Annotated in this window: 10 protein-coding genes and 1 pseudogene; 5 read left to right on the top strand and 6 right to left on the bottom strand. The window is 55.9% G+C overall.

What is annotated here, in order from left to right:
* Positions 1–70 precede the first annotated feature (70 nt).
* The 3 genes from M0220_RS14110 to M0220_RS14100 all read right to left on the bottom strand — a co-directional run bounded on the left by M0220_RS14110 (position 71) and on the right by M0220_RS14100 (position 4,649).
* Complete coding sequence (locus M0220_RS14110; protein ID WP_264018017.1) at positions 71–1,693, bottom strand: serine hydrolase; 1,623 nt, start codon at positions 1,691–1,693, stop codon at positions 71–73.
* A gap of 56 nt (positions 1,694–1,749) precedes the next feature.
* Positions 1,750–3,330: a ShlB/FhaC/HecB family hemolysin secretion/activation protein gene (locus tag M0220_RS14105; RefSeq protein WP_264018016.1), complete on the bottom strand. Its 1,581-nt coding sequence runs from the start codon at positions 3,328–3,330 to the stop codon at positions 1,750–1,752.
* A 92-nt stretch (positions 3,331–3,422) separates the two neighbouring features.
* Complete coding sequence (locus tag M0220_RS14100) at positions 3,423–4,649, bottom strand: serine hydrolase domain-containing protein (protein ID WP_264018015.1); 1,227 nt, start codon at positions 4,647–4,649, stop codon at positions 3,423–3,425.
* Between the two features lie 298 nt (positions 4,650–4,947).
* Here M0220_RS14100 and M0220_RS14095 point away from each other — a divergent pair, with 298 nt between their 5' ends.
* Complete coding sequence (locus tag M0220_RS14095; RefSeq protein ID WP_264018014.1) at positions 4,948–7,677, top strand: AAA family ATPase; 2,730 nt, start codon at positions 4,948–4,950, stop codon at positions 7,675–7,677.
* Between the two features lie 196 nt (positions 7,678–7,873).
* A complete protein-coding gene (locus tag M0220_RS14090) occupies positions 7,874–8,191 on the top strand; it encodes a monooxygenase (protein WP_264018013.1) in 318 nt (105 codons plus the stop codon).
* 209 nt (positions 8,192–8,400) lie between these two features.
* Here the strand turns inward: M0220_RS14090 and M0220_RS17440 are convergent, their stop codons facing one another.
* Together M0220_RS17440 and M0220_RS17435 are read right to left on the bottom strand one after the other, a co-directional pair.
* Complete coding sequence (locus M0220_RS17440) at positions 8,401–8,850, bottom strand: RNA-guided endonuclease InsQ/TnpB family protein (protein ID WP_404813862.1); 450 nt, start codon at positions 8,848–8,850, stop codon at positions 8,401–8,403.
* 716 nt (positions 8,851–9,566) lie between these two features.
* Positions 9,567–9,677 (bottom strand): annotated as a pseudogene (locus tag M0220_RS17435) (helix-turn-helix domain-containing protein); the annotation flags it as partial.
* A gap of 69 nt (positions 9,678–9,746) precedes the next feature.
* Between M0220_RS17435 and tnpA the strand changes: the two are divergent.
* Positions 9,747–10,145, top strand: a complete 399-nt coding sequence (gene tnpA, locus M0220_RS14080; protein ID WP_030072029.1) for an IS200/IS605 family transposase — start codon at positions 9,747–9,749, stop codon at positions 10,143–10,145.
* 15 nt (positions 10,146–10,160) lie between these two features.
* Here the strand turns inward: tnpA and M0220_RS14075 are convergent, their stop codons facing one another.
* Positions 10,161–10,415, bottom strand: a complete 255-nt coding sequence (locus M0220_RS14075; protein ID WP_030072027.1) for a hypothetical protein — start codon at positions 10,413–10,415, stop codon at positions 10,161–10,163.
* 259 nt (positions 10,416–10,674) lie between these two features.
* Between M0220_RS14075 and M0220_RS14070 the strand changes: the two genes are divergently transcribed.
* A complete protein-coding gene (locus tag M0220_RS14070; RefSeq protein ID WP_264018011.1) occupies positions 10,675–12,348 on the top strand; it encodes a methyl-accepting chemotaxis protein in 1,674 nt (557 codons plus the stop codon).
* Entirely contained in the window at positions 12,348–15,440 is a 3,093-nt protein-coding gene (locus tag M0220_RS14065; RefSeq protein WP_264018010.1) for a bifunctional diguanylate cyclase/phosphodiesterase, read from the top strand. Before M0220_RS14070 ends, M0220_RS14065 begins: the two co-directional genes overlap by 1 nt.
* Positions 15,441–15,636 lie beyond the last annotated feature (196 nt).

Here is a 15,636-nt window from a genome sequence, read left to right as displayed (position 1 = left end):
CCTGATAACTACCCAACGGTCTGATAGCAACACGGTCCACGCAGTTGATCCAGCACTCAGCTGGGCTGCGTCATGGCCGGTGGAATCCTCCAAGGCCCGCCTCGTTCAGGTGTTCAACGGTCATCATTTCTGCTTGTTTATCCGCGCCCATGGTGAACTCAACCTCTGAAATCGAGCCCTCAGGTTGGTTCTCTGTCACCGGGAAGGCGACAAAGCGATCGCCGTCCCAATGGGTCAACCGAAGGCGTTGTGGTGCAGGGCCAATCTCGAGCACCAAACCATCAGCGGTCTCACGCACCTTAGCCGCCCCGAAATAGGCATTGTCATAGTCCCCAGCATAAGCTTCGGCAGGCCGGGCCTCGGAGGGCTCAACCGGGGGTGTCACGCCCACTAGCTCCCCGACTGGGGCAGAGAGCGGTTCGATGCGCGGCCCGTATGCCGCCAGCCAGTCGCGCTGTTCCACACCAAACTCTGCGCGATCAAGAAAGCTGGCAGCCAGCGCTTCGGGGAGACCTGTGGGACTGGCATTGGTCAGCACGATGATCCCAAGCCCTAGGTCCGGCAGCATCGAATAGGCAGTCGCCGCGCCAAACGCGAAGGCACCAGAATGGCTCAGCACAATGCGCCCGGTGGGACGTACGCCAACACCAAAGCCGTAGCCATAGGTGCCAGCCCTATCGGCCGCGTCACTTGGGTGTCCGCTGATGACATGCGGCGAAAGCGCGGGCACAAGAGCTTCGGGCGCAATCAGTTGCTCCCCTTCAAAACGCCCGCTGGAGAGCACCAGCTTCATCCATTTCGCCATGTCTCGCACGCTGGAACTCACCCCGCCGGCCGGACTTTGCGCATCAGGCTGGCGCAGGTCTGCCACTCGGAAGCCGTTGGCATCTGGCACATGACTCGCAGCGCGATTGTCGCGCGCCATGTAATCCGAGTGGCGCGAACTGGTCACTTCCATACCGAGTGGACCATAAAGCGCCTCTTCCGAGAGCGTGGACCAGTCCTTGCCGGTCGCGGCGGCTACCGCTTCTGCCGCAGCAGTCAGGCCGAAGTTCGTATAGGCGTAATCGGCCCTGAACCGCCCCATGGGCAGCTGCGCCAGCCGTTCCAGCACCGCGCGGCGGTCATAGCCCACATCCTCGAGATCATCACCAGCGTGGTCCGGCAGGCCCGAGCGGTGCGCATAGAGATCCCCGATGGTGACATGATTGCTGACCCACGGATCGCCCAAGTCGAACCACGGCAAGTGGTTGCGAACCGGATCGTCCCAACTGACAATCCCATCGGTGACCTGCGTGGCCACCACGGTGGCTCCGACAGATTTAGACAACGAAGCGAGCAGAAAGACTGTATCCGCATCAACCTGTGCCTCAGCGCCCTCCGCCCGCAGCCCCCAGCCGCGTATCAGCAGTATCTCCTCACCATGCACCACGGCAACGGCGAGGCCCGGCACTCCGGTCCGCTCCAACATTTCCTGCACCCGCTCATCCAGCGAAGCGACTGCCTTATCGATCCGCGCCTGCGGCACCGGCAGCAGGTTCGCCCGCGCAGGAGAAACCGTCGGGTCAGGCAAGGCAATGGTCGGCAGCGTCTCCGCATGGAGCGGGGCATTGAGCGCAAGCAGCGCAGCGGCAGCGCTTAGAACGCTCAAGGCCGACCTCAGAAGGGGGCGTGCGGCTTTCGGTGTGGTCATCTCAGGGTCTCCTTCGGGATGGATCGCGTGACGGAAGCGGCGATGCTCCTGCCGAATCAGAACGGCATTGCCAATTTGAAAATAAGCTTGCCCCCCTTGTCGTCCACTCTATTTGAACGGGTCCAAGGAAGCGCACCGATAACCTGGAAATTCAGCCGTTCCCCGAACGTCCCACCAAGGCCCACTCCATAGGAGCCAAGATACATGTGTCCAGGTACATCTTCGGACCAGACCGCGCCATAATCCATGAAGGCCGAGGTTGAGAGAGTGGGCAGGAATGCCAGTCCGGCATCGACCTCTTGGTTCACCTGAGCCGAGGCCGCCGCACCGTTGTCGCCAGAGATGGTACCGCTGTCGAAGGCCAACCCATAAGTCTCGCCGCCGACGCCGAACTGGACAGCACCCGGCAGGGGCCTGCCAGAATATTGGCCGCGAGCCTGCAGCGTCATTGTCGTCGTCTCGCTGAAAGCCTGTGTGTAGCCCAGTTCGGTGGTAACAAAGCGGAAGTCGCCCGGCACCGTGCCCATATCAATATCTGAGGCCGTGCCGATATTCACCGCCCCTTCGAGGTTGATCTCGGATGTCTCAAAGCTCTGGCTATATTGCAGTGAATTCGTCGCCCAGCGGAACCGGCTACGTGCGGCGGCCGAGCCAAGAACGTCCACATCATCGTTGCGCACCGTCAGTTCAGCCTGCCCCCAGAGCGACCGCTCCAGCGTCCGCAGAAACGGATAGGACAAAAACGCCGTGCCCATAGCGGATGTCACATCGATGTCCGGCGCGCCGGCTCCCCCGTCGGGGTGTTGGCGCAGGTAAACAAAACTGTAGCCCGCGTTAAGGCCGTTCGATCCGAGCGGATAGCTTTGCATCATTTGAAGCAAGGTCATCCGGTCAGGGTGTTGCGGTGTGATGACACCGGTCAAATTGGTGGTCTCGAACCGGCTCAGGACATCGTTAAAGGTCACCACACCGGCCATTTGTAATGGGCCAACGGTGTCGGATCCCAGATTGTCGAGCCCGATCATTCCTGCGCTGCGATCTTGTCCGATCTCCAGGCGCAGCACCCCGCCGCCCGTCGCGCCTTCTGGGCGCACAAAAGTGCCTTCAATCGACAGTCCGGCAAGGTCACTCATCAACAACAGCTCGCGTTCGGCCACCTTTACCCGGATCGGGTGCATGTCGAGAATACGTTGCAGGTAGGGGGCCAGCCGGGTCTCGATGCCAGGAATATGACTGTTGATCTCGATGCGGTCGACATAGCCTTCGAATACCTGCAGCCGGATCTGTCCGTCAGAAAAATCCTGCACCGGCACCACTGTCTTGGAAAAATAGCCCGCGGCAAGATAGGCCGCATCAACGGCGTCTGCCATGCGGTAAAGATCAGCCAGCGTGATCTCGGCACCGATCCGGCCCTGCCAGATCGGCGTCAACGTCGACAACGGTAGGGTCCGCGCCCCATCAACGCGCACCGAGGTTAGGCGAAAACGGATGCTTTTGGCGCGTTCTAGGTCAATCTTGTCGCGCTCGTCCTGCACGCCAATGGCGACACTGCCCACCTGAGGCGGCGGTTCATAGCGTTGCAGGATCACGGTCTGCTCGGAGAGGATGCGGTCGACGTCCGGCAAGCCCTGCGACAAGGCCGGCCTCGCAAAACAGGCGCAAAGTAGTGCAAGGGCACCCAAGCGGAGGGCTGAAGAACAGCTGTGGCGTAACTGCAATGTCAACGCCTTCACTCTGCAGAAGCCGTCGGTGTCATCGAAAACGGATGCCCGAGGGCAACGGATAACGCTTCAAACACGCGACTAGCGGGCGAGCTGCACGCAAGGTCAACGGGGTTGTCCGGCAGCACGTCCTCATCCCCGCAATCGCCCGAAGGGATATCGCTGTTGGCCTGTACGACTACCGTTGTGTCCGTCGTTGTGTCGTAGAACACCGTCGTGTTGTAACCGGGCAGCTCACCCGTGTGGCCGACCCAACCGTCGACGCACCCCATGGCGATGCCGTAGCCCGCCGGCTCGGGGAAGGACCGCAGACGCTCCTGCTGCGCCTCAGCGCTCAAAAGGCCTTTGCCTGTGCCGAGGGAGCGTCCATAAACCAGCAGGTCGTCAAGGGTCGAGATCATTCCGCCCGCTGTCCATCCCCAGGAAGGATCCCAATGCGTCGCGTTCGAGGGCGCATCCGGCGTGGCAGCATCGCCTTGCAGGGTAAATCCCTGCGGATAAGGTTCTGGCATGAGGGCAGCACCGTCAGGACCGGTGGTCTCTGTCAGGCCCAGCGGGTCCAGGATCATCGAAGTAAAGACAGTGTCGATATCTTGCCCGGTCACCTGTTCGATCACAAGGCCCAGCAGCACAGTATTGGTGTTCGAGTAATTGAACTTCTCCCCCGGCGCAAAGATCGGCGAGCCGGGGAAGGCAAAATCAAGCAGGTCCTGCGGAGAATAGTGCAAGCTAGGGTCTGCGAAGAACAGATCAAGGAAAGGATCCGCCTGTGTATAGCTCAGCAGGCCGCTGGTCATGCTAGCCAGATGGCGCAGAGTGATGATGTCGCCGTTGGGAACGCCGGACACATACTGGTCGATCTTATCGTCGAGCGATAGCTTGTCAGCCTCGGCCAACTGCATCAGGGCGGTGCCGGTGAAGGTCTTGGTGATCGATCCGATCCGCGTGTGCATGCCGACTTCCATCGCAGCATCGGTTTCGGGGTCCGCGACGCCCCAAGCACCGCTCCACCTACCCTCAGGTGTGACAACGCCGGCAATCACTCCCGGCGCAGCGGCTCCGTCCAATGCCCCGCGAGCGGCAGCGTCGAGGGCTTGGACCAGCGCCTCAGGCAGCGGCTTGTCGGGTGGCGTAATGGACGCACGGGCCGTTACTGCCGCCGGGTCGGCCACGCAGAACTGCTGCGCCTGATCCTGAGCCTGCGCTGTAACGGGGGCAGCGAGGGCAAAAGCCATGGCGCAGACCGAAAGGCCAGGCCGAAACTGGCGGGCCGTTCTGTGATGGAGTCTGTACGCTATCATGTGCCTGTCCCTCGTCTGTTATGCACTTGCTGCTTGGATTGCTTGGATTGCTTGGATTGCTTCGAAAGCGAAGATAGCCCATTTATGATTGCAAACAAACAAATGTAAAGTTCAATTAAGGTGCAATATGGGTATAATTTGCGCTCTACTAACTCCCTTATGCCCTTTACCTAACGGCTGCCACCATTCGTGCGCTATGGCTTCCGGCAGTAAGTCTTGAGGCCCCTACGACATGATTTCGGAAGATATCGAGGTAAACCTATGCGAAGGCATCCTGCTGTGCGGTGAAGTACAGATGCGCCTACGCCCCAAGACACTGTCCGTTCTGGTGGCACTGATAGAGCAGCAAGGCGAAGTGGTCAGCACGGCTGATTTGCGGCGCATGATATGGGGCAACGGCCCTGGTAACGAGGCGGGACCCAAACAATGCATCCGCGAATTGCGCCGGATGCTGGACAACAACGCCCAGGACACCGGGCTAATCGAAACCGTGGGCCGGCGCGGCTACCGGCTGACGCGTCCGATCCCGCTGGTCGGCGATGCGCCTAAGGATCTTGTGGCGGCGTCGACAGTGTTCTGCATCGGACGGGATAAGGAGCTGAAAGCCCTAAGTGAAAGGGCCGCTGCCGCCAGGAGTGGTCGACGGGCAATGGCGTTGATTTCAGGCGAAGCAGGAGCCGGCAAGACATGCCTTCTGGAAGCATTTGAGGCTAGTTTATCCCAGCGCACGCCGCTGTGGATTGCCAGGGGTCAGGCCATTGCGCACCCTGGCGCACGCGAACCCTACGGGCTGTTGATGGATGTGTTGACGCAACTCATGGCCGGGCCTGAGGGGGCCACGCTGGTACGACTTCTGCCACTCATCGCCCCCTCTTGGGTCAAGCAACAACCCGGGCATCGCTTGGAGGCGGAAGCGCTGGACCGTACTCGCCACAACTCAATGCTGCGGGAATTCTCGGCGCTGATGGAACGGCTGACCCGTGGCCGCCCTGGAGTTCTCGTGCTAGAAGATCTGCACTGGGCAGACCCTAGCACGCTAGCCTGGCTAGCGGCTTGGGGGCTACAACGCACACCGGCTCGATTACTGGTTCTGGGTAGCTATCGCGATGACGAATTAGACCGAGCTGGGACACTTGCGATAACACTGGGTCAGCTGAGTCGGCAGCCAAACTGCAGGTTGATCACCCTTGGCGGTCTCGATGAGTCGGCAGTGTCTGGCTACCTTGCAGAACGGTTCCCGGGCAACTCCTTTCCTCCCGATTTGGCGCAGGCCCTCGCCCGCCGAACCGAGGGCCATGCCATGCTCGTTGATGCGGCGGCAGACGTTTGGCAGGCGCAAGGCCTGGTGCGGCGCGGCGAGGCCGGGTGGCAGCTGTCCTCCACACCCGAGGCGCTGGTCGCAGCCATTGCCCCAAGTGTCCGCATCCTGATCGAGGCCGAACGCACCAGCCGACTGCTGGCCGAGGAGCGCAGTTTGCTTGAAACCGCCAGTGTGGCGGGACCGACCTTTTCTGCCATCGACCTAGCCGACAACCGCGACGGGGTGGAGGCGGCGGAGCGGCAGCTGGAGCATCTCGCGCGGAACAGACGATTTATCACCCGCGCGGGCCTTAGCCAACGGCCCGACGGAACAGTGGCCACACGCTATGCCTTCCGGCACGCGCTACATCACGAAGCGCTCTACGATGGGCTGCCGGCAGCGAACAGGCAAGGCACGCACCGAAGGGTCGGTCTCCGACTGGAGATCAGCCACGGTCACGCAGCGGGCGAGATCGCCCCCGTGCTGGCCGATCACTTTGAACGCGGCGCTGACTGGCCGCGCGCCGCACACTATCGTGTGCTGTCGGGGCGACGTGCGCAGGCGCGCGGCGCCCCCATGGATGCCGTCGAACAGTTCCGCCGTGCTCGGGATCTGCTAACTCGAGGCAGCGGGACCGGTACGGTGAAGCCTGGGGCCGACCGCGCGACCGAACTCGACGCCCTGCTCGGGCTCGGGGCGGCACTCATCGTCGCGGATGGGTTTACTGCGGAAGAGCTTCGGGAGGTCTACCGCCGCGCGGGGCAACTAGCTGCCGAAGTCGGCGATCCAGCCACAACGATTCCAGTTCTTGCAGGGCTCTGGAATGATCACCTGACGCGTGCTGAACTGACCCGTGCCGAAGATCTCGCGCTTGGACTGCAGGCACTCGCGGGGCAGGCCCCGGCCCATATGGCGATGGTAGCCCATAATGCCGTCGGACAGACCCGGTTTTTCACCGGCGCCCTACCGGCCTGTGCCGCAGAAATCGCCGCCGTTCTGGAGATCGCGCCACGCCATGCCGAGCAAGACGGTAATGTACTCTTCGGTGAAGACCCAGAGGTTGTATGTCACCAGTACGCGGCCTGTGTCGCCGAATTAACCGGCGCCTCGGCAGAGGCTGAGCGGCACCTCATCGCTGGCAGTGCGCGCGCCGACCGATTGGGCGCCGCCTTCGGGCGCGCCCAGATGCTCTGGTGCGGGGCGGTTTGCGCACGTCTACGTAGCGATATTGAACTAACCCGTGACCGGGCCGAAGCATTAGTCGCTCTGTGCCGGACTGAGGCGGTGCCCGTTTGGGGCGACGCAGGCGAGATGCTGGCAGGCTGGGCGCAGGCAATGTCCGGCGACACAACTGGGGCCTCTCGGATTGCGAAGGGTCTCTCGGCCTTCAATGCGATGGGCGTCAGGATCACACTACCCTTCTGCCACGGGCTAGCCGCAGAGGTAGCAGGGAAAATGGGCGACCCAGTCGCTGGGATGCACTCTTTACGTCAGGCTTTCGCGATTGCCCGGGCGAGCGGCGAGCGCTGGTACCTCGCCGAGCTTCACCGGCTGCGTGCGGGTCTAGCCCAAGAGGCAGGCCGCTTCGACATCGCCCGCCACGCGCTTACACGTGCCGAAACTGTGGCACAGGCACAGGGGAGGATCGTACTGACCACGTGAGAGCGGTCACGCTGGATGCAACTAGGCACGCCTATCCATTCATCGGCGTGCCTAAGCTTTTTGCAGGTTAACTGAGCTTAAAGCGAAAGCTTCACTTGAACTCGGAGCATAGATCTTGCACAGGTGGTTAAAAACACAATTAAACTAACAGTGAAAACTTCCATACTTTACCGTCAATATTTTTACAGGAGGCAGTATGTCCGTCATATTACAGGTTCATTTCCCCTTTGATGGCCCCTTCGGTGACGAAATGGCCAACGCTATGACAGCGCTGGCCGAAAGTATCAACCAGGAGCCAGGCCTTATTTGGAAAATCTGGACAGAAGATGCAGACCAGAAACAGGCAGGCGGTATCTATCTATTCGACACCCGAGCCAATGCCAACGCCTATTGCAAAATGCATACCGCACGGCTGGAAGCAATGGGAGTGACCGGCATCAGGGCAGCAATCCTGGACACAAATGCGGCCCTATCAGCTATCAATAAAGGGCCTTTCAACAGCACTACTTCTTGAAAGTATGCCGCCTCACGCTCTTAAAATAACAGCAGCACAACTCAGAAGTGCCCTACCTGAGGCGGCATTATGGATAATTAGTTGACGTCCTCCCTTCCCTTCGCGCTGCCGCGACTCAGGAAGAGGATTCCCTTTCGGGTGGCCACTGGTCGCCCGGTGGTCTGGTTCCTGCTGCTGGCGGCCCTACTGCACCGCTCACTTCACAGGCGCTACGGGCGTCGTCCCGCCCTGATCAGGTCTGACTGGTTCGAGGCTTCGAGCAGGTCGAGGCCTCGGTGAAGCACGTTGATAGCTCCTACGACATCAGCGTTTTCGGCGTAGCCACAGTGCGTGCAAAGAAAACTCGCCTGCGTCTTGCGGTTGTCTGCCGACTTGTAAAAGCAGGCTGGGCAGGTCTGGCTCGTGTGGTGCGGTGGTACCGCCACAAACAGGCCTCCAGTCCATGCCATCTTGTACGCAAGCTGGCGCCGAATCTCGTACCAACCTTGGTCGAGGATCGAGCGGTTCAGTCCTGACTTTTGCCGGACATTACGTCCCGGTTGGGTAACCGTACCCCTTGCAGACTTCGACATGTTGGCGACTCGGAGGTCTTCGACAGCGACCATGGCGTGGTTATTGCAGATCGTCGTCGTTGCCTTGTGTTGATAGTCGCGCCGTATATCGGCAATACGCTGGTGAATACGCGCAATCTTGCGCTTCTGTTTTTCCAGTTAGCGGAGCCGCGTTCCTTGTGCTTCAGTTTGCGTTGGGAAGCCGCCAGTTGGTCCTTTGAGGCAGCGAAGCTACGCACCCCGGAGAACGTAGTGCCATCGCTCAGCGTCATGTTCTTGGCAATCACCATGTCGACGCCGACTGCGCCTTGGTCAGGTACACGGGTCGGCTTGACGTCGACTGCACACATAATAGCGACGTGCCAGTTGCCACACGCATCGAGTGAGACGGTGGCGTTGCGAGGCTCACCGTCGATGACGCGGGACTGGTACATACGCACCCAGCCCAGCTTGTTGGGCAGCTTGATGCGGCGTTGATCGAGGGCGCAATACTTGGGGAAGTTGACGAAGCGCATGGTCGAGTGATGCGCGATGCGCTTGGTCCTGAAAACTGGGAACCCTCGCTTCCCTGAGCACCAATCCTTGATGGCCTTGTCTCGCAGGTCGCGTTGACGCTGCTGAAGGTTGTCCGTGTAAGCCTCTTTCAGAAAGATCAGTTCTGGCGCTTTTTTCCACTGTGTCAGTTGTTTGTTCAGGCCCGCTGCGCTCGGTAAACGCTTAGCCAGAGCGATGCGCTCCTTAGGGGCTAGATCATTGAGGGCCTTGTACAACGACTTGCGGTCACCCTCGAACGCGAGTTCTTGTCGGACGATGTCGAGCATTATTTCAAGGGACTTGTTGTACGCCAACCGTCCACACCCCGCCATACGGTAGAGCAGCGCTTCTGCTTCCGGTGTTGGCTTCAGCTTGAATCGGTAGGCTTTCAGGACCTTCATGGCAAACTCAGTGTGTGGTAACTTATAGTCAATCATAATCGGCTAATTGAGCATAGTTCAACATTCAGTATGTACAAAATCAATAAGGCGCGACACAGTGCTTACCTGCTTCACGCTCACATCGTGTTCGTAACCAAGTACCGTCGGAAGATTCTTGGTGAGCTTCACCATGAGGCCTTTCAGCAGATTGCTGGCGAAGTTTGCGCTGACTTCGAGGCCGAGCTTCGTGAGTGCCATGGTGAAAGTGATCACGTGCATCTGCTGGTCGAGTACCCCCCCAAGGTACAACTCACGAAGCTGGTCAATTCCTTGAAGGCGGTCACGTCACGGCGGATGCGAGCGGAGTTCAGCGACCTGCGGGGTGCCTACACCAAACCAGTGCTTTGGAGCCGGTCGTACTTCGTGGGATCGTGCGGCGGAGCGCCACTGGAAGTCGTTGCCCAGTACATCCAAAATCAGCGGGGCTGACGCCCCGCACCGCATTCACCCCACACCTTGGTCGGTGTGGGCACCCTGCGGATTAAGGGGTGGATGATCAAGTAACCAGCCTGGGGGCGCACCTTCAAACAGCGGGCGCAGATTCGCATTGAAATAGCGGTCTTTAAAGTTGGCTGTTGTGCTAGCGCCTACAAGCTGGGAATGTTGAGGTAGTGAACAGAAAAATTTGTCGCTTGAGGAGTTGAAAAAGACTTGAGTAATAGTTTTGTCATAATAAGGCAACAAAATAGATAGACTCAAAAACGCCACCCTAGAATTGCTGCTCAGTTGACAGGGCCGAAATGAGGTCGCAAGCAATCTTTGCCGCCAACCCAATTAATCCTATAAGCCACTAATATTATTAATTTATTAACTTTACCTAACTTAATAAAAGCTAATATTTGTTATATACTTATAATTTAAAATAATAAAAATACCGCTGCAGCTGATATAGTTTGTAACACCTTAGTTTTTTGCCAATTGGTACATTCCTAGCTCATCAGATATCCAAGGGGCTGCCATGCGTACTAACTTGCCCATCACTTATATTGAGTATGCTTACGCTGAAGACGATCTTCTGATCTCTCGCACCAATTTGAAAGGAGAGATCACCTACGCCAACCCAGCGTTTGTGCAGGTTAGTGGATTTAGTCTCGAAGAGTTACTGGGCGAAAACCACAACCTAGTCCGTCATCCTGATATGCCACCAGCGGCGTTTAAAGACTTTTGGGAGACCATACAGCAAGGCAAGCCTTGGTCTGGCCTGGTCAAAAACCGGCGTAAAGATGGCGACCATTATTGGGTACGCGCCAATGCAATGGCTATCCAAGAAAACGGCCACATCGTCGGTTATGCCTCCCTGCGTACCAAGCCCTCCGCCGCAGAAGTGCAGTATGCAGAAAAAATTTACCACGCTTGGAAGAACGGCCAAGGGAAAAACTTCACTCTATATCGTGGTCAAATACGCCGTCGCCATCCGTTCGCGTTTTTGGGTCGCTGTCAGTGGAGATCGGCTACCCTGCAAACGCGTTTACTAACGCTTATTGCTAGTCTTTCTATTGGGTGGTTAACGTTTAATCAGTGGCAGCTTTCTCAAGATCTTTCTCAGTTAGTCATCGGAGGGCTACTGCTTACCGTGGTAGCTGGGCTAGGCTTAAGCGTGTGGTGTAAAGTGCGTCAGATGGTTGAAACGTCTCGCGCGTTTGTCCTTCAGGTGGCGGCTGGCAATCTGGCCGCCGACGTACCACCCCGCCAAAATGATGACTTTGATCGCCTTGTCGATGCACTGGTCACGATGCGAAAAGGCTTAAGTGCCATCGTCAGCGATGTCAATGATGGTATCAACCAGGTCAATCCCTCGGTGGCCGATATTCGTCAAAGCAACGCCTTCATTGCCCAGAGCAGTGATGAGCTGGCCTCTTCAGTACAAGAAACCGCTGCCAGCACTGAACAGTTGACGGTCACCGTTAAGCAAAATGCTGAAAATGCGCAACAAGCCAGCAACCTCGCAACGACTAATATGCAGGAAGTGCAAAACGCAGGCGACAGCATGGGACAGCTCGTTCAGCGCATGAAAGCGATTACCGAAAGCGCTAAGCATATGGATAACACCGTCGCGTTAATTGATTCCATTGCCTTTCAAACGAATATTTTAGCCCTCAATGCCTCGATAGAGGCCGCCCGTGCGGGTGTTCATGGTAAGGGTTTTGCTGTTGTCGCGAGCGAAGTACGCAGTCTTGCAAAATGCTCTTCAGATGCGGCGAAAGAGATTCACCAATTAATTAATACGTCTAACGACGAAATTGCAGCAGGTGTGAAATTCGTGGAAGCCACTGAGCAGATTATTGAACGTGTTATGCAGGCTAGCCAGCGAGTTAACAATTTTATGAGTGAAATAAGCGCTGCCTCTCAAAGACAAAGCAGTGGCATTACACAAATAGGAAGCGCCATCAACATCATGGAGCAAGGCGTCCAGCATACGGCGGGGCAGCTTCAGTCTACTAATAGGGCGACCCAAACACTGGAACAAGAAACCCACCAGCTATTGAATGCGATCCGCGCGTTCCGCACTACCCCTAATGGCACTGAATTAACACTTGAAATTTCAGCACTCGCTGGGGAGAGCAGTGACCTGACGAGTCAGCCATTTACGTTACCAGCCTCGATGACGGTTACATCACGGGAAGCCAAGTGATGAAAATCCACCCTCCTCCTACACCTCATGATGAGCCGGAGCGCTTGAAAGCGTTATGGCACTGTACAATGAACGATCGGCATCAAGACACGATGTTAGAACGTATTACGTCAATGGTCGCGAATCTTTACGACGCTCCGTACGTCCTAGTGAGCTTTGTAGATGAAGAGTGTCAGTGGTTCAAAAGCCACCATGGTTTAACGTTTAAAGAGACACCCCGTGATATCTCTTTTTGTGCACATGCTTTGTGCGGAGAAGGCATCTTTGAAATAACGGATGCCACCCAGGACACGCGTTTTGTCGATAATCCCCTGGTGACGGGTCCACCTCATATTCGTTACTACCTCGGCGCACCGCTGGTGTCTCGTGAAGGTTATAGCCTAGGAACGCTATGTATTTTAGATAAGAAAACAAGAGTTTTCAGCCAAGCACAGCGGACACATTTGGCAACGCTGGCAGATCTGGTGATACAGCGTCTTGAGCTACATCGGTTGCACTGCCAAGAGCGAATAGTGACCACATCAGGCCTAGGGCTTTGGGAGTTGGATATTGCCTCAGGTGCCACATGGTGGAACGACGTCGTCTATACGTTGTATGGCGTTGCCCCTGACTACTCTCATGACAAAGCAAACGGTATCAGTGTGTACACTGCTGAAGATCAACGTCAGCTGGAAACTAGTTTGGCGAAAGCAGCTAATCAGCAGGTGCCTTTTGATCTTGAGTTACGCCTAGCGCACAAAGATAAAGGACTACCTACGTGGGTGCGCGTCACAGGAGTTCCCGTTACTGTTGGTAAGGAAACCACGCAAATAGCAGGAACCATTCAAGATATTACGCCGCTCAAAAAAAATGAGCGACGCCTGGACCGACAGCAGCGACTTGAGCGATTAATTACCCACTTACAGACGTCTTTTATTGCTGAGCATGACTTGTCACAAGCATTTTCAGATGCACTGGCCGAGCTAGTAGCGCTGACTGAGAGCGACTCAGGTTTTATCGGTGAAGTATTATACGATGACAAAAACACACCTTTTCTAAAAACTCATGCCATTACGGATGTCAGCTGGGATCATGCCTCACGCCGGCTGTTTGAAAAAGCATCTCAGGGCGGAATAGTATTTAGTAAGCAAGCATCACTTTTTGGTCACGTGTTACAAACGGGAGAGATGCTAATTGCTAACGCTCCTGACCAAGACCCACGACGTGGCGGCCTGCCTAAAGGCCACCCTCCTCTTAATGCTTTCATCGGCATTCCCGTCACTGATAATGGTACATTGATCGCCATGATTGGTCTGGCGAACCGCCCCGGCGGGTATCAGGCATGTCTCATGGAGGAGCTTGCCTCGTTTTTACGCAACTTAGGCCAACTCATCAGCTCGCTACGCCTGCGTGTTCAACACGACGAGGCACATAAACGACTCGAACTCTCAGCAAGGATCTTTTCTGACAGCCAAAACGCCATCATGATTACTGATCAAGACAATCGAATCGTTGATGTGAATCGTGCCTTTGAGCTTATGACGGGGTATACCCGAGGCGACGTTTTAAACCATCAGCCCAGCTTTCTCTCCTCAGGCTGTCATACCCAAGCATTTTACCAGGACATGTGGCAGTCCTTATTAAACAATGGGAGCTGGCGTGGTGAACTCATCAATCGACGTAAAAACGGTGAACTACTGTATGAGTCATTGTCACTTTCCTTGATTCGTAACGCCCAAGGAGACATCACCCATCATGTGGCTATCTTCTCGGACATGACGCGGCTAAAAAAGCATGCCGAAGAGCTACACCGTGCGAGCCATTTCGATAAGCTTACGTTGCTACCTAACCGTCATCAAATGCTCAACAAAATACGTGAAGCGATCGCACACGTTAACGACGGTAACACCCTCGCCATTGGTGTTTTAGACCTTGATGATTTCAAGAAAATCAATCAACAGTTTGGCTATAAAGCTGCAGATAACGTCTTGATATCCGTTGCCCAGCAATTAAGAGATCGAGTGGGGCCTCAAGGGGTTGTTGCACGCTTAGGCGGCGATGAGTTTGCTCTGCTTCTTCACGATATGAATGGTAAACCAGAGCAGTTGCGTGCGATCACTAAAAGCTTCGTGCTGGAGCAGCCGAACGGATTCGAATCATCCCCAGTGGCGGTGAACGTAAGCCTAGGGATTACATTGTTCCCGCTGGATGACGCTGACCCTGATACGCTACTACGCCACGCAGACCAAGCCATGTATCAAGCAAAACTACAGGGGGGAAATACATTTGCTTTCTTTGATCCTGGCCATGAGAAAAAGCTAAAAGCACAACAGACAGTGCGTAATGAAATCTCTCAAGCCCTTAACACAGGTCAATTTGAGCTATATTTCCAACCTCAAATTGATGCACGTTCACTTAAGCTGCTCGGCGTAGAAGCCCTCATTCGCTGGAACCACCCAAAACGCGGCTTAGTCATGCCTGATCAATTCTTACCTCTCATCAGTGGTACCGATACTGAGTTGGCACTGGATGCCTGGGTCATGGAAGGATCACTGACACAGCTGTCGGCATGGCAAAAAGAGAGGTTAGACATTGACGTTAGCATTAATCTGACCCCTCAATCGCTTGTGCATGAACAGTTCATTGACACTTTGCGGGACACGTTATCTAGGCACCCTGACGTCTCTCCGCATTCCATCTGTATTGAAGTGCTGGAATCAGCGGCACTAGACGATTTGCCCAGCGCTACCCAAATATTAAACCGATGCCGCGAAACGGGCTGTAAAGTTGCCCTCGATGATTTTGGTACGGGTTACTCGTCGTTGAGCTACCTGCGTAATTTGCCGGTCGACTTGGTAAAAATCGACAAATCCTTTGTGATGGGAATGCTTAAGCGTCCAGAAGACCTAGCCATTGTTGAAAGCATTACGTATTTAGCCAAGCGCTTTAACAAGCAAGTCGTCGCAGAAGGTGCTGAGAGCGATGCGCATATTGAAACACTGCAGCGAATGGGCTGCGACTTTGTACAAGGCTATGGCGTCGCAAGACCTATGCCTGCAAGCCAACTGCTCTCTTGGTCGAAGCGCGAAGCTCTTGAGAAAAAAGATCACTAGGAAAAGCGAACAACATAATTATACAAAAAGGATACGAAACGAGTATCGCGTACAATAAACGTTAGCCGTATAATTGATTTATGTTCATTTTTACCACTATGTGCCCCGCCATGGCACGTGTTCAGTGAATCTTATCTGGTTGTTTTATAACTATTACGTAGCGAATCACCCTACAAATGTAAAACGGTTGTAGAAG

Source organism: Halomonas qinghailakensis (genome assembly GCF_025820815.1).
GTDB classification, from domain to species: domain Bacteria; phylum Pseudomonadota; class Gammaproteobacteria; order Pseudomonadales; family Halomonadaceae; genus Vreelandella; species Vreelandella qaidamensis.
This window is presented reverse-complemented; position numbering and strand designations above follow the sequence as displayed.

Coding starts and splice junctions, on each gene's coding strand:
- M0220_RS14110 (WP_264018017.1), bottom strand. CDS start 1,693: ATGACCACACCGAAAGCCGCACGCCCCCTTCTGAGGTCGGCCTTGAGC.
- M0220_RS14100 (WP_264018015.1), bottom strand. CDS start 4,649: ATGGCTTTTGCCCTCGCTGCCCCCGTTACAGCGCAGGCTCAGGATCAG.
- M0220_RS14095 (WP_264018014.1), top strand. CDS start 4,948: ATGATTTCGGAAGATATCGAGGTAAACCTATGCGAAGGCATCCTGCTG.
- M0220_RS14090 (WP_264018013.1), top strand. CDS start 7,874: ATGTCCGTCATATTACAGGTTCATTTCCCCTTTGATGGCCCCTTCGGT.
- tnpA (WP_030072029.1), top strand. CDS start 9,747: ATGTACAAAATCAATAAGGCGCGACACAGTGCTTACCTGCTTCACGCT.
- M0220_RS14070 (WP_264018011.1), top strand. CDS start 10,675: ATGCGTACTAACTTGCCCATCACTTATATTGAGTATGCTTACGCTGAA.
- M0220_RS14065 (WP_264018010.1), top strand. CDS start 12,348: ATGAAAATCCACCCTCCTCCTACACCTCATGATGAGCCGGAGCGCTTG.